Origin of the sequence: Rhodopseudomonas sp. P2A-2r, assembly GCF_026015985.1 — a bacterium.
Lineage (GTDB): Bacteria > Pseudomonadota > Alphaproteobacteria > Rhizobiales > Xanthobacteraceae > Tardiphaga.
On record NZ_CP110389.1, the window covers coordinates 2,750,147 to 2,766,396 of the forward strand.

General features: G+C 64.6%; 19 protein-coding genes. 7 read left to right on the forward strand and 12 right to left on the reverse strand.

All coding sequences use genetic code 11. From position 1 onward, the window contains the following. The first annotated feature begins 68 nt into the window (after nucleotides 1-68). A complete protein-coding gene (locus ONR75_RS12905) occupies nucleotides 69-371 on the forward strand; it encodes a hypothetical protein (protein WP_265082942.1) in 303 nt (100 codons plus the stop codon). Between the two features lie 70 nt (nucleotides 372-441). Here ONR75_RS12905 and rpe read toward each other — a convergent pair whose 3' ends face one another. Then, on the reverse strand, nucleotides 442-1,143 hold the full coding sequence (gene rpe, locus ONR75_RS12910) for a ribulose-phosphate 3-epimerase (protein WP_265082943.1): 702 nt from the start codon (nucleotides 1,141-1,143) through the stop codon (nucleotides 442-444). Between the two features lie 250 nt (nucleotides 1,144-1,393). Here rpe and ONR75_RS12915 point away from each other — a divergent pair, with 250 nt between their 5' ends. After that, entirely contained in the window at nucleotides 1,394-2,182 is a 789-nt protein-coding gene (locus tag ONR75_RS12915) for an EF-hand domain-containing protein (protein ID WP_265082944.1), read from the forward strand. Here the strand turns inward: ONR75_RS12915 and ONR75_RS12920 are convergent. Both ONR75_RS12920 and ONR75_RS12925 read right to left on the reverse strand, forming a co-directional pair. Continuing rightward, nucleotides 2,150-2,383 carry a KTSC domain-containing protein gene (locus ONR75_RS12920; protein ID WP_265082945.1) on the reverse strand — a complete coding sequence of 78 codons (234 nt, stop codon included), beginning with the start codon at nucleotides 2,381-2,383 and terminating at the stop codon, nucleotides 2,150-2,152. The two genes, ONR75_RS12915 and ONR75_RS12920, sit on opposite strands and share 33 nt — an antisense overlap. 54 nt (nucleotides 2,384-2,437) lie before the next feature. Next, on the reverse strand, nucleotides 2,438-3,430 hold the full coding sequence (locus ONR75_RS12925; protein WP_265082946.1) for a P1 family peptidase: 993 nt from the start codon (nucleotides 3,428-3,430) through the stop codon (nucleotides 2,438-2,440). 285 nt (nucleotides 3,431-3,715) lie between these two features. On the opposite strand from ONR75_RS12925, the gene ONR75_RS12930 reads away from it, so the two are divergent. Continuing rightward, on the forward strand, nucleotides 3,716-4,450 hold the full coding sequence (locus tag ONR75_RS12930) for a cytochrome c biogenesis CcdA family protein (RefSeq protein ID WP_265082947.1): 735 nt from the start codon (nucleotides 3,716-3,718) through the stop codon (nucleotides 4,448-4,450). A 170-nt stretch (nucleotides 4,451-4,620) separates the two neighbouring features. Here ONR75_RS12930 and ONR75_RS12935 read toward each other — a convergent pair whose 3' ends face one another. The 6 genes from ONR75_RS12935 to ONR75_RS12960 all read right to left on the reverse strand — a co-directional run bounded on the left by ONR75_RS12935 (nucleotide 4,621) and on the right by ONR75_RS12960 (nucleotide 11,195). After that, nucleotides 4,621-5,736, reverse strand: a complete 1,116-nt coding sequence (locus ONR75_RS12935) for a branched-chain amino acid ABC transporter substrate-binding protein (RefSeq protein WP_265082948.1) — start codon at nucleotides 5,734-5,736, stop codon at nucleotides 4,621-4,623. A 232-nt stretch (nucleotides 5,737-5,968) separates the two neighbouring features. Then, nucleotides 5,969-7,081: a branched-chain amino acid ABC transporter substrate-binding protein gene (locus ONR75_RS12940; protein ID WP_265082949.1), complete on the reverse strand. Its 1,113-nt coding sequence runs from the start codon at nucleotides 7,079-7,081 to the stop codon at nucleotides 5,969-5,971. A 176-nt stretch (nucleotides 7,082-7,257) separates the two neighbouring features. Beyond that, the gene (locus ONR75_RS12945; RefSeq protein ID WP_265082950.1) at nucleotides 7,258-7,998 is read right to left on the reverse strand and encodes an ABC transporter ATP-binding protein; all 741 of its coding nucleotides are present in this window, start codon (nucleotides 7,996-7,998) and stop codon (nucleotides 7,258-7,260) included. A gap of 124 nt (nucleotides 7,999-8,122) precedes the next feature. Continuing rightward, nucleotides 8,123-8,917, reverse strand: a complete 795-nt coding sequence (locus ONR75_RS12950; protein WP_320109747.1) for an ABC transporter ATP-binding protein — start codon at nucleotides 8,915-8,917, stop codon at nucleotides 8,123-8,125. A 32-nt stretch (nucleotides 8,918-8,949) separates the two neighbouring features. Then, nucleotides 8,950-10,278, reverse strand: a complete 1,329-nt coding sequence (gene livM, locus ONR75_RS12955) for a high-affinity branched-chain amino acid ABC transporter permease LivM (protein WP_265082952.1) — start codon at nucleotides 10,276-10,278, stop codon at nucleotides 8,950-8,952. Further along, on the reverse strand, nucleotides 10,278-11,195 hold the full coding sequence (locus ONR75_RS12960) for an ABC transporter permease subunit (RefSeq protein ID WP_265082953.1): 918 nt from the start codon (nucleotides 11,193-11,195) through the stop codon (nucleotides 10,278-10,280). The genes livM and ONR75_RS12960 overlap by 1 nt, the downstream gene beginning before the upstream one ends. 273 nt (nucleotides 11,196-11,468) lie before the next feature. Here ONR75_RS12960 and ONR75_RS12965 point away from each other — a divergent pair, with 273 nt between their 5' ends. Together ONR75_RS12965 and ONR75_RS12970 are read left to right on the forward strand one after the other, a co-directional pair. Beyond that, nucleotides 11,469-11,756, forward strand: coding sequence for a hypothetical protein (locus ONR75_RS12965; protein WP_265082954.1), 288 nt, complete (start codon nucleotides 11,469-11,471; stop codon nucleotides 11,754-11,756). A gap of 97 nt (nucleotides 11,757-11,853) precedes the next feature. Further along, nucleotides 11,854-12,396, forward strand: coding sequence for a hypothetical protein (locus ONR75_RS12970; protein WP_265082955.1), 543 nt, complete (start codon nucleotides 11,854-11,856; stop codon nucleotides 12,394-12,396). Here the strand turns inward: ONR75_RS12970 and ONR75_RS12975 are convergent. From ONR75_RS12975 to ONR75_RS12985, 3 genes are read right to left on the reverse strand one after another with little or no spacing between them, the layout of a single operon-like run. Further along, nucleotides 12,365-12,757, reverse strand: coding sequence for a carboxymuconolactone decarboxylase family protein (locus ONR75_RS12975; RefSeq protein ID WP_265082956.1), 393 nt, complete (start codon nucleotides 12,755-12,757; stop codon nucleotides 12,365-12,367). The genes ONR75_RS12970 and ONR75_RS12975 overlap by 32 nt on opposite strands. A gap of 13 nt (nucleotides 12,758-12,770) precedes the next feature. Further along, the gene (gene pcaD, locus ONR75_RS12980; protein ID WP_265082957.1) at nucleotides 12,771-13,553 is read right to left on the reverse strand and encodes a 3-oxoadipate enol-lactonase; all 783 of its coding nucleotides are present in this window, start codon (nucleotides 13,551-13,553) and stop codon (nucleotides 12,771-12,773) included. 22 nt (nucleotides 13,554-13,575) lie between these two features. Further along, nucleotides 13,576-14,880, reverse strand: a complete 1,305-nt coding sequence (locus ONR75_RS12985) for a 3-carboxy-cis,cis-muconate cycloisomerase (RefSeq protein ID WP_265082958.1) — start codon at nucleotides 14,878-14,880, stop codon at nucleotides 13,576-13,578. 215 nt (nucleotides 14,881-15,095) lie between these two features. On the opposite strand from ONR75_RS12985, the gene ONR75_RS12990 reads away from it, so the two are divergent. Beyond that, on the forward strand, nucleotides 15,096-15,542 hold the full coding sequence (locus ONR75_RS12990; protein WP_265082959.1) for a CoxG family protein: 447 nt from the start codon (nucleotides 15,096-15,098) through the stop codon (nucleotides 15,540-15,542). A gap of 202 nt (nucleotides 15,543-15,744) precedes the next feature. Next, on the forward strand, nucleotides 15,745-16,230 hold the full coding sequence (locus ONR75_RS12995) for a (2Fe-2S)-binding protein (protein WP_265082960.1): 486 nt from the start codon (nucleotides 15,745-15,747) through the stop codon (nucleotides 16,228-16,230). Nucleotides 16,231-16,250 lie beyond the last annotated feature (20 nt).

The following is a 16,250-nucleotide window of genomic DNA, read 5'->3' on the forward strand; positions in this document are numbered from 1 at the left end:
GCGGGCTACTTGCCAATTGCGCGAGTTGTTGTGCTTAGTGTTCTCATGCAACGTGTAAGGATGATTTATTGTCAGAGCTCGGACCAAAAGAAACTGAGATTATGAGCTTCCTAGAGGAGCGAATTTTCAACCCAATACTTGATTCAGGTACAGCCTCGGCAAGGCTAAAACAAGGAATTCGCTTCACCATTATGCGAATGAAGGAGCGGGATGCAGCTGGGATGATTCAGTATTACTGGTCCGCGATTATTGGGACAGAGCGAAGCGTCGGATTTGCCGCCCTCATGCGTCAGGAAGGATTTGGTCGTTTCGAGGAAGCTATCGACGAATTTCGGCTTCGTTTTAATGATCAGTTTCTTCGGCGACCGTGAGGATAGGCGCGACGGAATTCCTACCCAGAGCCTCCTGCAGCAACGCATTCTCGCATTGAAGACTCCGCGCCTAAACCATCTCCCCGCGCGCATTCGCCGCGGCGCCGCGGATGCCGTCGATGTTCGCCTTGTAGCTCGCCACCGTGCCGCCCTTGAACACCGCGGAGCCGGCGACGAACGCATTGGCGCCGGCGGCGGCCAGTTGGCCGGACACCGCGGCGGAGACGCCGCCGTCGACCTCGATGTCGATCGGGCGGCCCGCGGTCATGGCGCGCAGATCGCTGATCTTGCCGAGCGCGGACGTAATAAAGGCCTGGCCGCCGAAGCCGGGGTTGACCGACATCACCAGGATCAGGTCGACCATGTCGATGACGTATTCGATGGCCGAGAGCGGCGTGCCGGGGTTGAGCGAGACGCCGGCCTTCTTGCCGAGCGCGCGGATCGCCTGCAGCGAACGGTGCAGATGCGGGCCGGCCTCGGCATGCACGGTGATGTGGTCGCAGCCGGCCTTGGCGAAGGCTTCGAGGTAGGGATCGCAGGGCGCGATCATCAGATGCGCGTCGAAGATCTTCTTGGTGTGCGGGCGCATCGCCTTGATGACATCGGGCCCGTAGGAAATGTTCGGCACGAAATGGCCGTCCATGACGTCGAGATGCAGCCAGTCGGCGCCGGCTTCGTCCACCGCGCGGACTTCCTCGCCGAGCCTGGAGAAATCGGCAGCCAGGATCGACGGTGCGATGACCAGCGGGCGGGGCGCGAAGGACTGTGACATCGGCATTTCCTGATGGTTGGAGAGGGCTTCCGGGTACCATGCAGCCGGCCGAGCGGCAATGCGGGCCAGCGCAGCGTCCGGCCGTTTGCGGCGCGGCAGTTTCTGCCGCAACGGCACGATTTGCCGGGAGCGCCATCGTCGCTGCTCCCTGAAGGTCATTGTTATCACGAGGTTTTTTCGATGGCACGGCGCTTGCTGACCATTGGCTCAGGGAATTCACGCCGCGTGCGGCTTGAGCAGGAGTCTCAATATGCTGGCAGCTCTTACGGCCGCGACGACGGCACTCGACGCCCTGCAGGCGCTGACCTCGAAGAAGGGCTCGACGTCATCGGCGACCGCCAAGACCGGCGTCACGCAGAACGCTGCCTCGATCTTCGATGCCGACAGCAAGGCCTCCGGCGACACCACCGCCGCCAAGCCGGTGATCCACAGCTCCGCAAGCACCGGCACGCTGTCGACGAGCACCATGAGCGCGCTGCTCGCGGCACAGGGCCAGGCAACGACCGCGTCGACCGGCTCGGCCGATAGTACTTCGGTGGCGTCAGCCAGTTCCACGGCGACCAAGAGCCGTTCGGCGGCGCTGAAGGATCTGTTCGCACAGCTCGACAGCGATGGCGACGGCAAGGTCAGCAAGGCCGAATTCGAGGACAAGCTCGGCGCCGGCGGCACCAACACCGCCAATGCCGACAAGGTGTTCGCCAAGCTCGACAAGAACGGCGACGGCTCGGTGAGCCTCGACGAAATGTCCTCCGCCCTGAAGGGCCATGGCGGCGGGCACCATCACACTGCGAAGAGCGGCGGCTCCAGCAACGGTTCGGATGCGACGGGGGCCACCAGCACCACCACGCTGAATGCCGACAGCACCACCACCACGTCGACCACCTATGCCGACGGCTCCAAGGTGTCGATGACCTCGGCGCCGACCAACGCCGCATCGTCCAGCGCCACCAAGTCGTATAATTTCATCGAGCAGATGATCCAGAAGCAGGCCCAGGCAATCTCGAATTCAGGCGCGTCGTCGGTGTCGGTCAGCGCCTGATCCCGGCGTCACCTCGCGATACGCATAGCGGTCGCGGACCTCGCGATTGAAGAACGCGCCGCGTGACGGCGCATGACTGAACGCCGTGAACAGCTCCGGCCCGACATCCTCATAGCGATAGCGCCGGCCGCTGGTGAAGATTGCCAGCAGTTCGCGGCTGGCCGCGTCATAGGCGAGATGGCTGATCGCTGTGGATGGCATGGCGTCAGCGGCTCCTCGATCATGCAACGCCGGCGGCCGGCTTTTGTTGCCCGGTCAGAAACGGTCCTTCCACGCCGGCAGCGCGTCCGGGAACGGCAGCGCTTTCGCCGCGAAAACGCCGCGCGCGATCGCCCGCGCCATCGCGTTGCCGGCCAGCATGCCCAGTTCCGTCAGCCCGACCAGCGGATCGACCGGCTTTTCGCAGGTCGCGGCGGCGAACACGATGTCGCCATCGAGCGGTGCGTGCACCGGATAGATGGCGCGGGCAAAGCCGGTCTGCGCCATCATGGCCAGACGTTTGGCCTGCGACTTGGTCAGGATGGCGTCGGTGACCACGACGGCCAGCGTGGTATTCTCCACTGCGGTCGCTGCAGGGCCGCCCTTGATGCGCATCGCATGCATGGACGGCGTGAAGGCCTCCGGCCAGCCGCGGCTGCCGAACTCGCCGTCGACCTCGAACGGCGCCGCCCAGAACCACGGCCCGTCGCCGACGGTGACGCTGCCGACGGCATTGACCACGGCGAGTGCCGCGACCTTGACGCCGTCCGGCGTGATCGCCGAGGCCGAGCCGACGCCGCCCTTGAAATTCGCCGTGGTGGCGCCGAGCCCGGCGCCGACGCTGCCCAGCGCGAAGCTGGTGCTGGCGGCGGCGGCGGCGACATAGCCGAGCTCGCGATAGGGGGCGTAGCGGCCCCAGTTCTTGTCGCCGCCGTTGAGCAGGTCGAAGCAGATCGCGCCGGGCACGATGGGAATAACGGCGTCGCGTATCCTGAAACCGCGGCCGTGCTCGGCGAGCCAGGCCTGGACGCCGCCGCCGGCCTCCAGCCCGAAGGCGGAGCCGCCGGCCAGCGCGATGGCGTCGATCCGCTCCACGGTGTTGACGGGATCGAGCAGGGCGCTTTCGCGGGTGCCCGGGCCGCCGCCGCGGATGTCCATCGCTGCCACCGCCGGGGTATCGAACAGGATCGCGGTGACCCCGGAGGCGACGGTGGCGTCGTCGGCGTGGCCGACGCGGACGCCGGCGATATCGGTGAGGAGATTCTTCATGGGACGCTCTTTCTTCCCCTCTCCCCAGCGCAGCGAAGCTGCGCGCCGCGGGAGAGGGTGCCTTCGCGAAGCGAAGGCGGGAGAGGGCATCTTCGACACGGTTGTTGTTTGTGCAACCCCTCTCCCGTCTCGAACCCGCTTCGCGCGTTCGATCCACCCTCTCCCGCGGCGCGAAGCTTCGCTTCGCTGGGGGAGAGGGAAAGAGGACCGATCACGCCCGATCACATCCGCAGGAGGCCCGCCACGGGCCTTGCATCGGGGCACGCGGGCGGTGCATCTAGCCGCATGATTCACGATGTCACCATTCCGGCGGCGCTGCTCGCCGGCCTCGTCAGCTTCCTGTCGCCCTGCGTGCTGCCGCTGGTGCCGCCCTATCTGATCTATCTGACCGGCGCCACCATCGAGCACGTCGCCGCCGACGAACCCGACGCGACCTCGAAGCGGGCGGTGATGATCTCCGCGCTGATGTTCGTGCTGGGTTTTTCCACGGTCTTCGTGGCGCTCGGCGCCAGCGCCAGCCTGGTCGGCAGCGTGATCCGCGCATATTCCGCCGAACTGTCGATCGTCGCCGGCGTGGTCATCATCCTGATGGGCCTGCACTTTCTCGGCCTGACCCGGATCGGCCTGCTGATGCGCGAGGGCCGCCTGGCGATGGCCAAGCCCGTCGGCCTGTGGGGCGCCTATGCGATGGGGCTGGCCTTCGCCTTCGGTTGGACGCCGTGCATCGGGCCGATCCTCGCGGCCATCCTGTCGGTGGCTGCGGCGGAGGCGACCGTGACCAAGGGCGCGGGCCTGCTGGCGGTGTATTCCGCCGGGCTCGGCATTCCCTTCCTGCTGGCGGCGCTGATGGTCGAGCAGTTCTCCAGCCTGTTCGCGCGGATGAAGCGCCACCTCGCCACGGTCGAACGGGTCATGGGCGTGCTGATGGTCATCACCGGCATCGGCTTCCTCACCGGCGCGGTGAGCAATGTCAGCATCTGGCTGCTGGAGACGTTTCCGGCGCTGCAGAATTTCGGGTGAAGCTGATTGTTTCCCGCGCGCGGCGCGGCATTCTTATGCCGCTCCGCAGATGCGGGATCCCGATTGTTTAAAGAACCTGGGCCGGATCTGCGAAGCAACACTTCCGCGCGAAGCTTCGCTTCGCTAGGTTGCATCGCGTCCGGGGAACGAGATCTGCGAGACGACTCCGCTCACGTCCCCTTGGGATTGATCTCGGTGTAGTTGCCCTTGGCGTCCCACTTGTAGACGACATAGTCGATCGCCTTGATGTCGCCCTTGGCGTCGAAGGCCATCTTGCCGAGAACGGTGTCCCATTCGCCGGCCTTGATGACGTCCATCACCTTCTTCGGATCGGTCGAGCCGGCCTTGGCCGCGGCCTGCGACCACACCTGGAATGCCGCGTAGGTGTACAATGTGTAGCCTTCGGGATCGATGTTCTTGGCCTTGAACTTCTCGACGATGGCCTTGGCGGTCGGCTTGTAGCGCGGGTCCGGCCCGAAGGTGAACAGGGTGCCTTCGGCGGCGGGGCCGGTGATCGAGGCGAACTCCTTGTCGTTCATGGCGTCGCCGGCCATCAGGATGGTCTTCAGGCCCTGGTCGCGCATCTGGCGCAGGATCAGGCCGGCTTCCTGGTGATAGCCGCCGACATAGACCAGATCGATGTTGTCGCGCTTCAGCCGCGAGACGATAGAATTGAAGTCCTTGTCGCCCTTGTTGTAGCTCTCGAACATTTTTTCGGTGAAGCCGGCCTTGTTGAGCGCCTTCTTGGTCTCGTCGGCCAGTCCCTTGCCGTAGGTGGTCTTGTCGTTGAGGATTGCGACATTCTTGCCGGCAAAGTTCTTGGCGATGTAGTCCGCCGCGACCAGGCCCTGCTGGTCGTCGCGGCCGCAGACGCGCAGCACGTTCCACAGCTTGCGCTCGGTGAACAGCGGATTGGTCGAAGCCGGGGTGATCTGCAGCACGTTGGCGTCGGCATAGGCTTCCGAGGCGGGGATCGACGACGACGAGCAGAAGTGCCCGGCCACGAACGGCACCTTGGAGCTGCCGAGCTTCTCGGCAACCGAACGCGCCTGCTTGGGGTCGCAGGCATCGTCGGCGACCTCCAGTGCCAGCTTCTTGCCGAGCACGCCGCCGGCGGCATTGAGATCGGTCACCGCCTGTTCGGCGCCGTTCTTCATCTGCCTGCCAAAGGCGGATTCGCCGCCGGTCATCGGACCGGCCACAGCCACGTTGATGTCCTGGGCGAAGGCCGCCGTCGATAGCAGCGTTGCTGCGAAGGCCAGGCCGATCAGTCGGAACGGTTTCATGAAATGATCCTCGCAAAGGGTTTTCCCGCCGCGAGCCATCCAGCGGTCGGAAGCGAGGATCAGTCTCACCCTATTTCGATGTCAAGTCACCGGCAATTTACAGGCACGCGCGGCCCGCCGTAGTGTCTCGCTGCGGCAGGTCGTCGCAAGACTGTCGGGGGCGGGCCTCATTCGTGGCCGAAACAACCGGACACGCAGAACGTGCCGGTCGTTTCGCTGGCGGGAGCGGCCGTTACATCGGCTTCAGTTCGGCGTAGTCGCCCTTGGCATCCCATTTGTAGACGACGTAATCGAGCGCCTTGATATCGCCCTTGGCATCGAAGGCCAGCTTGCCGAGGACGGTGTCCCACTCGCCGGCCTTGATGGCCTCGATCACCTTCTTCGGGTCGGTCGAATTGACCTTCTTCACCGCCTGCGACCACACCTGGAACGCGGCGTAGGTGTACAGCGTGTAGCCTTCGGGATCGATGTTCTTGGCCTTGAAGCGGTCGACGATGGCCTTGGCGGTCGGCTTGTTGCGCGGGTCGGGGCCGAAGGTGAACAGGGTGCCTTCGGCAGCCGGGCCGGTGATCGAGGCGAATTCCTTGTCGTTGATGGCGTCGCCCGCCATCAGCACGGTCTTCAGTCCCTGGTCGCGCATCTGGCGCAGGATCAGGCCGGCTTCCTGATGATAGCCGCCGATATAGACCAGATCGATGTTGTCGCGCTTCAGCCGCGAGACGATGGAGTTGAAGTCCTTGTCGCCCTTGTTGTAGCTCTCGAACATCTTCTCGGTGAAGCCGACCTTGTTAAGCGCCTTCTTGGTCTCGTCGGCCAGTCCCTTGCCGTAGGTGGTCTTGTCGTTGAGGATGGCGACGTTCTTGCCCTTGTAATTCTTGGCGATGTACTCGGCGGCAACCAGACCCTGCTGGTCGTCGCGACCGCAGACGCGCAGCACGTTCCACAGCTTGCGCTCGGTGAACAACGGATTGGTCGAGCCCGGGGAGATCTGCAGCACGTTGCCGTCCGCATAGGCTTCCGACGCCGGGATCGACGACGACGAACAATAGTGACCGGCGACGAACGGGATCCCGGAGCTGGCGAACTTCTCGGCGATCGAACGGGCCTGCTTGGGATCGCAGGCATCGTCGCCGACTTCCAGCGCGAGCTTCTTGTTGAGCAGGCCACCGGCGGCATTGATGTCGGCAACCGCGAGTTCGGCACCATTCTTGAACTGGCGGCCGAAGGCGGCTTCGCCGCCGGTCATCGACGAGGCGACACCGACGCGAATGTCCTGCGCCAGCACGGCGGACGATAGCGCGACAGACGCGCCCAGCGTGAGGCCGATGAGTTTGATCAGTTTCATATGGAAGTCTCCAGGGCCGGCTTGAAGTTGTCGATGGTGAAGTAGGTATCTTTAAACCGTGGCGAATGTCAGATAATTATCGTGAGGCATCGGCGAATTTCTCTTGGTTGAAGCGGTCGCGGTGTCTTGCTTCTGTCACGGACGTTGATGGCAGGAGGCATCCGGTTCGCCCTTGGTCACGCGTGCCTTCCACCTTCGAGATAGGCAGAGCGGATTTCCGGCGCCTTGAGCAGGTCCGCGCCAGTGCCGGTCAGCGTGATCAGCCCGTTGACCATGACGTAGCCGCGATGGGCGAGGCGCAGCGCGTGATTGGCGTTCTGCTCGACGATCAGCACGGTGAGGCCGTCCTGCCGGTTGAGGACGCGGATGGCGTCGAAAATCTGTTTGGCGATCAATGGCGCGAGGCCCAGCGAGGGCTCGTCGAGCAGCAGCAGCCGCGGCCGGCTCATCAGCGCGCGGCCGATCGCCAGCATCTGCTGCTCGCCACCGGACAGCGTGCCGCCGCGCTGGGTCATGCGCTCCTTCAGCCGCGGAAACAGCGCCAGTACCTTGTCGAGGCCGGCCGCGCGGTCCGCCGGGCTGGTGTCGGTGGCGTCGGCGCCCATCTGCAGGTTTTCCGCGACGCTCATGCGCGGAAAGATGCGGCGGCCTTCCGGCGACTGGGCGATGCGCATGCGCGCGATCTCGTGGGTCGGCACGCCGGTGATGTCCGTGCCGTCGTAGACGATGGTCCCGGACCTGGCGCGCGGCCTGCCGAAGATCGTCATCATCAGCGTCGACTTGCCGGCGCCATTGGCGCCGATCAATGCCACGATTTCACCGCGGGCGATGGTGACGTCGACGCCGCGCAACGCTTCGATCTTGCCGTAGGACGCGCGAAGATTCTGGATGGCGAGCATGGGGGTGGAAGAGTTCATCGCATGACCTCTCCGCCGTCATGGCCGGCCTTGTGCCGGCTATCCACGCAACCATGTGCGCCGGCGCCTGCGGGCGTGGATGGCCGGGACAGGCCCGGCCATGACGGAGTGTGTGGCAATGACCTCACAGCCCCAACTCCGCTTCGATGGTTTCGACTTCGTCTTCCTCGGCGCCGAGATAGGCCGCGATCACCTTGGGATTATCGCGGATCGACTGCGGGGTGCCGTCGGCGATCTTGACGCCGTAGTCCAGCACAACGATGTGGTCGGAGATTTCCATCACCACGCTCATGTCGTGCTCGATCAGCAGGATCGAGGTGCCCCAGTCGTCGCGGATCTTCAGCAAGAGCTCGCTCAGGCTGGCGCTCTCGCGCTCGTTCAGGCCTGCGGCGGGCTCATCGAGGCAGAGCAGGGCCGGTTCAGTGCACATGGCACGCGCGATCTCGAGGCGGCGCTGGTCGCCATAGGGCAGTTCGCCGGCCGCATCGTCGGCGCGGCCGAGCAGGCCGATCCGGTCGAGCCAGTTGCGCGCCAGATCCATCGCGCGCTTCTCGGCGGCGCGATAGGATGGCACGCCGAACAGGCCCAGGAACGTATAGCCCGACGCCTTCATCAGCGCGTTGTGCTGCGCCACCATCAGGTTTTCCAGCGCCGTCATGCCCGGAAACAGCCGGATGTTCTGGAATGTGCGCGCGACCTTTGCGACCTTGGAAATCCGGAAGTCGTTGAGGCGTTCGAGTCTGAATTCGGCGCCGTCGTGACTGAGCCGGATGCTGCCGCCGCTCGGCTTGTAGAAGCCGGTAATGCAATTGAACACCGTGGTCTTGCCGGCGCCGTTGGGGCCGATCAGGGCGGTGATCTTGCCGCGCTCGGCGGCGAACGACAGTTCGTTGACGGCGACGATGCCGCCGAAGCGCATCGACAGATTTTCCACGCTGAGGATCCGGTCGCTCACTGGCGGGCTTCCTCGACGATATCAGCGGAGATCGTGGTCTGGTGATTCAGGAACACGGTCGGCGCGCGGTGGCCGATCAATCCGCGCGGCCGCCAGATCATCAGCAGCACCATGGCGAAGCCGAACACCAGCATGCGGTACTGCTCGAGGCCGCGGAACAGTTCGAAGCCGCCGATCATGGTCAGCGCCGCCAGCGCCACGCCGAGCTGCGAGCCCAATCCGCCGAGCACGACAATGGCCAGCACCAGCGCCGATTCCTGGAAAGTAAAGGATTCCGGGCTGATGAAGCCCTGTCGCGTGGCGAAGAACGAGCCGGCAAAGCCGGCGAACATGGCGCCGGTCGCGAAGGCGGTGAGTTTCGTCGTGGTGGTGTTGATGCCGAGCGCGCGGCAGGCGACCTCGTCCTCGCGGAGCGCTTCCCAGGCGCGGCCGATCGGCAGCGCGCGCAGCCGGATGGTGACCCAGTTGGTCAGCAGCGCCAATGCCAGGATCAGGTAGAACAGGAACACGATGCGATGGGTGGGCGAGAATTCGATGCCGAGCCGCGCCGCGAGGCCGTCGTCGCCCGGCGACAGCGGAATGCCGAAGAAGGTCGGGCGCGGGATGCCCGATACGCCGTTGGGGCCGCCGGTGAGATCCTGCCAGTTGATGATGACGAGGCGGATGATTTCGCCGAACGCCAGCGTGACGATGGCGAGATAATCGCCGCGCAGCCGCAGCACCGGGAAGCCGAGCAGCACGCCGAAGAACGCCGCCAGGATGCCGGCGAGCGGCAGGCAGATCCAGAACGACAGGCCGAAATTGGTCGCCAGCAGCGCGTAGGAATAGGCGCCGACCGCGTAGAAGGCGACGTAGCCGAGGTCGAGCAGGCCGGCGAGGCCGACCACCACGTTAAGCCCCCAACCGAGCATCACATAGGTCAGCACAAGGATGCCGAGATCGAGGATGTAGCGCTGGTCGTAGAAGATCACCGGCACCAGAAACGTGAAGATCAGCAGCACCGGCGCGATGGCGCGGCGCGCCACGGCGAGCGCCTTCGTGGTCCCGGGCGTCACGATCCTGATGGTGTCGACCGGTCCCCACCAGGCGCGCAACAGCTCGACCACGATACTGCCGCCGAACACCACGGCGACCATGATCGCGAGATCGCCGAACCGCGTCCAGTAAATCAGTTGGCCGCTGGGGCCGGCCTCGGTGCGCACGCCGATCATCAGCGAGAACAGCACCAGGGCCACCAGCGCGGAGATCAGCGCCTTCTTGAAGGTGAACGCCAGATCCGGGCCGCGGGCGACTTTGGCGTGAGCGGCGTTGGCTGCCACGGCCATCAAACTTTTTCGACTTCCGGCCGGCCGAGCAGGCCGGTCGGCAGGAAGATCAGCACGACGATCAGGATCGAGAACGCCGCGACATCCTTGTACTCGGTCGAGAAATACGCCGCCCACAGGGTCTCGATCAGGCCGATCAGCAGGCCGCCGAGCATCGCGCCGGGCAGAGAGCCGATGCCGCCGAGCACGGCGGCGGTAAACGCCTTGATGCCGGCGACGAAGCCCATGAAGAAGTCGACCAGGCCGTAATACAGCAGGTACATCATGCCGGCGACCGCGGCGAGCGCGGCGCCGATCACGAAGGTCATGGAGATGGTGCGATCGACGTCGACGCCGAGCAGGGACGCCATGGTCTGGTCCTGCTCGCAGGCGCGCATGTCGCGGCCGAACCGGGTGCGCGCGACGAGGTAGGTGAAGATCGCCAGCAGTACGATGGTGGTGATCACGACGATGATCTGCACATTGGACAGCCGCACGGCAAAGCCACCGGCACCTTCATGCAGCGTGTAGCCGCCGGTGATGATCGGCGGCACCGGCTTGACCCGCGCGCCCTGGGCGACCTGCGAGTAATTGGTGAGCACGAAGGACATGCCGATCGCCGACAGCATCGGCGCGAGGCGGAACGAGTGCCGCAACGGCCGGTAGGCGATGCGTTCGATGGTCCAGCCATACAGGGCCGTAACCGCCATCGACACCAGCAGCACGATCAGCAGGATCACCGGTACTACGGTGAGGCCGATGGAGACCAGGATCAGGAAGGTGATCAGCGCGATGAAACCGCCGATCATGAAGATGTCGCCATGAGCGAAGTTGATCATGCCGACGATGCCGTAGACCATCGTGTAGCCGATGGCGATCAGGCCGTAGATCGAGCCGAGCACGAGTCCGTTGATCAACTGCTGGGCGAAATAGTCCATGCGCTGTCGTGTCTGCCGTGAAAGACGCGGGCGACATCCCGGCAGCCGGAACATCGTCGGTCATCGTTTTCTAACAGCGTGCACAAGGCGCCGCAACCGTGTGCACTGCGACTAAAGTGAGCTGCACATGGCGTATTTTTTATCGCACTGCAGTGCAGTTCCGGACTCCATGCTGTCATTAAATCGCCGCGCAATGATCACCCGGGAACAGAAACCAATTTCCTGGGCGCCAGTTGTCTATGCGTTGAATGGTTCAACAAGGGAGATTGCAGAATGTCCAATCAGAACCAGAATCCGGGCCAGCAGAATCAGAGCCCAGGTCAGAAGCCCGGCCAGCAGGGCGGCGGCCAGAAGCCCGGACAGCAGCAGCAGGATCCGAACCGCCAGGGCGGTCAGCAACAGGGCGGCCAGCAGCCGGGTGGCGGGCAGGGCGAGCGCCAGCAGCGCAGCCGGCCGAACAGTGGAAACAGGGAGGCCCCGCCGGAAGGCGGGGCTTTTTCATTTGGCAAGCGAGAACGACCGCCGGTGGCGGTTATCCCGTCCTCGCTGAAATTAAGGTAAATAAAGGGTTACCGTTGCCTGCCCGGGCTAGCGAAGGTTACCTCGCCGATGTCGGGCTCGACTCGGGTTGCGGGCGACAGTGTTGGCGGAACGGGCAATGTACCAGAACTGGCGGATCAGCAGTTTCAACGGCGCGCTTCTGGCGTGCTATTTTATTCCCGCCTGGACCATCACCTCATTCAAGATCATGATTTCGCCGATCCATGGCCTCTATGAGCGCGCCAACGTGTCGATGGCGCTGTTTTTCAGCGACTACATGCAGATCGGAACCATGAGCACGGTGCGCTTTGCCTGGCTGCTGGCGCTGGGCAAGCTGACCGTAGTGGCGTTCTTCGCGGTGTTCCTGCTGTTCACCACCCGGGCGTCGATCCGCAAGACCGGCGGCTGTGACGAGGCGCTGGCCATGGCGCTGGGGATCGGCAGCGTGATCAGCTTTCTCAGCATGATCATGGCGTACAAGGTCGGCGAGACCGCCGCCATGAAACTGCATGTCACCGAACTGCTGCTACTGCTCGGCACCGCCATCCTGATGGCGATGGAACCGCCGTTGCTGCGCGTCGCGCCGGAGGCCGCCAAGGCCGCCCCGAACGCGCCGGCAATGCCGGCGTCTATTCCTTCAGTAATCCCAGTTCCTGAATGATCGCTGCGGCTTCCTTCGTGGCATGATTGGCCGCGGGAACCCCGCAATAGATCGCCTGCTGCAGCAGGATTTCTTTGATGTCGTCGGGCGTGAAGCCGCCTTCCGCCAGCGCGGCGCGGACATGCAGACGGAATTCATCCCACTGGCCGAGCGCCACCATGGTGCCGATCACCAACACCCGCCGCGTGCGTTCGTCGAAATGCGGCCGCGTCCAGATCTCGCCCCAGGCGTAGCGGCTGATCAGGTCCAGGAAGTCGCCATTGAAGGCGTTTTTGCCGGCCGCCGACTTGTCGACCCAGGCATTGCCCAGAACCTTGCGTCGCTGTGCGGTGCCGTTGTCGCGGCGCTGTTGGTCGTCCATGGGATCGCTCCGCTTATCGTTGCGTCAGAAAGCCGACCACTGCGTCCGTAAACGCGTGCGGCTGTTCGACATTGGAAATATGCGCGGCGTCGAGAATGGTCAGGCTGGCGCCGGGGATCTGGCTGCGGATGAATTCACCGGCAGCGACCGGCGTGGCCATGTCGTGTCGGCCGGCGATCACCAGAGTGGGGCTTTTGATCTTCGGCAGCAGCGCGCGCTGGTCCAGCGTCGACAGCGCCTCGCAGGCGCCGAGATAGCCTACCACCGGGCTGGCCACGAGCATCGCCTTCATGTTGGCGGTGATGACAGGTTCGCGCTCGCGGAAGTCGGCGGTGAGCCAGCCAGCTATGACTGCATCGGCGACGGCGGCTATGCCGCCCTCGCGCACCGCCTTGATGCGGTTGTGCCAGTTGGTGGGGTCGGGATAGTAGCAGCTGGTGTTGGACAGGATGAGGCGGTCGAACCGCTCCGGTGCGTTGGCGCCGAGCCATTGCCCGACCATGCCGCCCATCGACAGCCCGCACCAGTTGACCTTGTCGATGTTGAGATCGTCGAGGATCGCCAGCACATCATTGCCATAGCGCTCCATGGAGTAGCCGCCGGTCGGTACGCCGGACTTGCCGTGACCGCGGCGGTCGTAGCGGATCACGCGAAACAGTTTGGTCAGCGCCGCCATTTGCGGCTCCCACATCTTCATGGTGGTGCCCAGCGAGTTCGACAGCATCAGGGTCGGGCCGCCGTCGCGGCCTTCGACGGAGACATTGAGCAGGCAACCGTCGGCATCGATCATGGGCATAGCGTGTCTCCTCAGGCGTTTGTTATTTGGAATCGAGCGAAGCCAGCAGCCGGTCGATCAGCGTCTGCGAGACGCCCTGATAGGCCATCGGCTCGAACAGTTCTGCAATCCTGTCGGCGCTGAGTTGCGCGGCAACCTGGGGATCGGCGGTAAGCACGTCGCGCAAATGTATCTTCTGCGCCACCGCCTGCTTGGTCGCGGCCTCGACCAGATGATGTGCGGCGCTCTTGCCGAGTCTGTCCGCCAGCGCAAAGGTCACGGCCTCGGCCATGATCAACCCGTGGGTGGCGTCGAGGTTGAGCCGCATTCTGGCGGCGTCGACCTCAAGCCCTTCTGCGATATCGACGATCGCGGCCAGTCCGCCCGACGTGACCAGCAGCAGCATGGGCAGGGTCGGCCATTCCGCATGCCACGGCCCGGCGCTGCGCTCGTGGTCCTGGACCTGGACGGCGAAGATCGTTGCCGCCAGGTTCGGCGCCATGGTGGCGGCGGACAGTGCGATCGCCGACGCGACCGGGTTGCGCTTGTGCGGCATGGTGGAGGAGCCACCGCGGCCTTCGCCTGCTGGCTCGAAAGCCTCGGCGACGTCGGTCTGCATCAGCAGCGACACGTCGCGGGCAATCTTGCCGCAGCTGCCTGCGAGAATCGCCAGCACCGAGGCGACCTCCGCGATGCGGTCGCGATGGGTGTGCCACGGCGCATCCGGCAGCGGCAGATTCAATTCCCGCGCCAGTGCGTCGGCGACTCTGAGGCCGTTGTCGCCGAGCGCGGCCAGCGTGCCGGCGGCACCGCCGAACTGCAGCGCCACCGCTTCGCTGCGAAGGCGCACCAGCCGCAGTTTTGAACGTTGCAGTGCAGCAGCGTATTCCGCGAGCTTCAGCCCGAACGGCATCGGCAGGGCATGCTGGAGCCAGGTCCGCGCCACCACTGCGGTGTCGCGATGTTTCCTGGCGAGGCTGGCGAAGCCTTTGATGGCGCGGTCGAGATCGACGAGCAGCACGTCGATGGCAGCGCGCAGGCCAAGCATGGTGGCGGTGTCGATGACATCCTGGCTGGTGGCGCCCCAGTGTACGTAGCGCGCGGCGTCAGCGTCGGCTTTCGCGACATGGGCCGTCAGCGTCTTGACCAGCGGAATGGCTGTGTTGCCGGAGCGAGTCGCGGCTTCGGCTAATTCCGCCAGGTCGAATTTGTCGCTCCGGCAGGCGGCGGCAATCGCGGCCACGGCACTTGCCGGGATCACGCCGGTGGCCGCCTCGGCGCGCGCCAGCGCAGCCTCGAAATCGAGCATGTGCTGCAACGTTGCGGCATCGTCGCAGACGGCGCGCATCGCGGCACTGGACAGCAGCGGTGCCAGCAGGGGGAAAGGGTGGTGCTCATGTTGCGCGGACCCTAACCACTCCCGGCCTCCTGTGCCAATACCCCGATTGTTGCGGCGCGATTATGGATCCCCAGGATCCGGGGGCTCTTTCCTTTGCTCCCCCTGTGCTTTACTTGGGATATCGGCCGCCATCCCAGGCGGCGAAGATTCCAGGAGACAATCCCATGGCCATGACGATGAGCGGCGAAGTCCAGCTTGCCGCGCCGCGCGAAGTGGTGTGGACGAAGCTCAACGATCCCGCGGTCCTGAGGGCCTGCATCCCCGGCTGCGAAGAGCTCGAGACCACCGAGGAGGGCGGCTTTCGCGCCACCGCCAAGATCAAGGTCGGCCCGGTGTCGGCGCGCTTCAAGGGCAAGGTCACGCTCAGCGATCTCGATCCGCCGAACGGCTACAAGATTTCAGGCGAAGGCGAGGGCGGCGTCGCCGGCTTCGCCAAGGGTGGCGCAGTGGTCGCCTTGACCGACAAGGACGGCGGCACGCTGCTGACCTACAATGTCGAGGCACAGATCGGCGGCAAGCTGGCCCAGCTCGGGCAGCGCCTGATCAACGGTTCGGCCAAGAAGATCGCCGACGAGTTTTTCGCGAACTTTGCCAAGGCCGTTCAGGGCTGAGGCCTCGCAGTTGTCCCGGACGCGATGCAGCACGTAGCGCTGCTTCGCAGATCCGGGACACGTGCCGAACTTGTGCCCCCAGCACATGGCTCGCCGCCCCGACATGAGGTTGCTCATTGCCGGGATGCGCCATATTATGGATCTGGAATGGTTTTAATGACCGTGCGGCCACGCAATGGCCAGGCGGATGAAGAGAGTGCATATGGCCAAAATCTCCATGATCGTGAACGGCAATCAGGTGAGCGGCAATATCGATCCGCGCACGCTGCTGGTGCAGTTTCTTCGTGAAAACCTGCGGTTGACCGGCACCCATGTGGGCTGCGACACCTCGCAGTGCGGCGCCTGCGTCGTGCATCTCGACGGCAAGGCGGTGAAGTCCTGCACCACCCTCGCGGTCATGGCCGACGGTCACACCGTGACCACCATCGAGGGGCTCGCCGCCGACGGCGCGCCGCTGCATCCGATGCAGGAAGCCTTTCGCGAGAACCATGGCCTGCAGTGCGGTTTTTGTACGCCCGGCATGATCATGACCGCCGTGGACCTGGTCCATCGCAAGGGCCACGACCTCAGCGACCACCTGATCCGCGAAGAGCTCGAAGGCAATCTGTGCCGCTGCACGGGCTATCAGAATATCGTCCAGTCGATCGCGGCCGGCGCCAAGGCAATGGCAAACTCCGATCTCGCTTAAGGTTGCCCCACCGCACGACG

Excerpts from the sequence above, each read along its gene's own strand:
- ONR75_RS12915 (WP_265082944.1), top strand. The coding sequence starts at position 1,394 with ATGCTGGCAGCTCTTACGGCCGCGACGACGGCACTCGACGCCCTGCAG.
- ONR75_RS12945 (WP_265082950.1), bottom strand. The coding sequence starts at position 7,998 with ATGAACTCTTCCACCCCCATGCTCGCCATCCAGAATCTTCGCGCGTCC.
- ONR75_RS12975 (WP_265082956.1), bottom strand. The coding sequence starts at position 12,757 with ATGGACGACCAACAGCGCCGCGACAACGGCACCGCACAGCGACGCAAG.
- pcaD (WP_265082957.1), bottom strand. The coding sequence starts at position 13,553 with ATGCCCATGATCGATGCCGACGGTTGCCTGCTCAATGTCTCCGTCGAA.
- rpe (WP_265082943.1), bottom strand. The coding sequence starts at position 1,143 with ATGTCACAGTCCTTCGCGCCCCGCCCGCTGGTCATCGCACCGTCGATC.
- ONR75_RS12960 (WP_265082953.1), bottom strand. The coding sequence starts at position 11,195 with ATGGACTATTTCGCCCAGCAGTTGATCAACGGACTCGTGCTCGGCTCG.
- ONR75_RS12935 (WP_265082948.1), bottom strand. The coding sequence starts at position 5,736 with ATGAAACCGTTCCGACTGATCGGCCTGGCCTTCGCAGCAACGCTGCTA.
- livM (WP_265082952.1), bottom strand. The coding sequence starts at position 10,278 with ATGGCCGTGGCAGCCAACGCCGCTCACGCCAAAGTCGCCCGCGGCCCG.
- ONR75_RS12995 (WP_265082960.1), top strand. The coding sequence starts at position 15,745 with ATGGCCAAAATCTCCATGATCGTGAACGGCAATCAGGTGAGCGGCAAT.
- ONR75_RS12940 (WP_265082949.1), bottom strand. The coding sequence starts at position 7,081 with ATGAAACTGATCAAACTCATCGGCCTCACGCTGGGCGCGTCTGTCGCG.
- ONR75_RS12985 (WP_265082958.1), bottom strand. The coding sequence starts at position 14,880 with ATGCGCGCCGTCTGCGACGATGCCGCAACGTTGCAGCACATGCTCGAT.
- ONR75_RS12930 (WP_265082947.1), top strand. The coding sequence starts at position 3,716 with ATGATTCACGATGTCACCATTCCGGCGGCGCTGCTCGCCGGCCTCGTC.
- ONR75_RS12965 (WP_265082954.1), top strand. The coding sequence starts at position 11,469 with ATGTCCAATCAGAACCAGAATCCGGGCCAGCAGAATCAGAGCCCAGGT.
- ONR75_RS12990 (WP_265082959.1), top strand. The coding sequence starts at position 15,096 with ATGGCCATGACGATGAGCGGCGAAGTCCAGCTTGCCGCGCCGCGCGAA.
- ONR75_RS12925 (WP_265082946.1), bottom strand. The coding sequence starts at position 3,430 with ATGAAGAATCTCCTCACCGATATCGCCGGCGTCCGCGTCGGCCACGCC.
- ONR75_RS12950 (WP_320109747.1), bottom strand. The coding sequence starts at position 8,917 with ATGCGCTTCGGCGGCATCGTCGCCGTCAACGAACTGTCGTTCGCCGCC.
- ONR75_RS12970 (WP_265082955.1), top strand. The coding sequence starts at position 11,854 with ATGTACCAGAACTGGCGGATCAGCAGTTTCAACGGCGCGCTTCTGGCG.
- ONR75_RS12920 (WP_265082945.1), bottom strand. The coding sequence starts at position 2,383 with ATGCCATCCACAGCGATCAGCCATCTCGCCTATGACGCGGCCAGCCGC.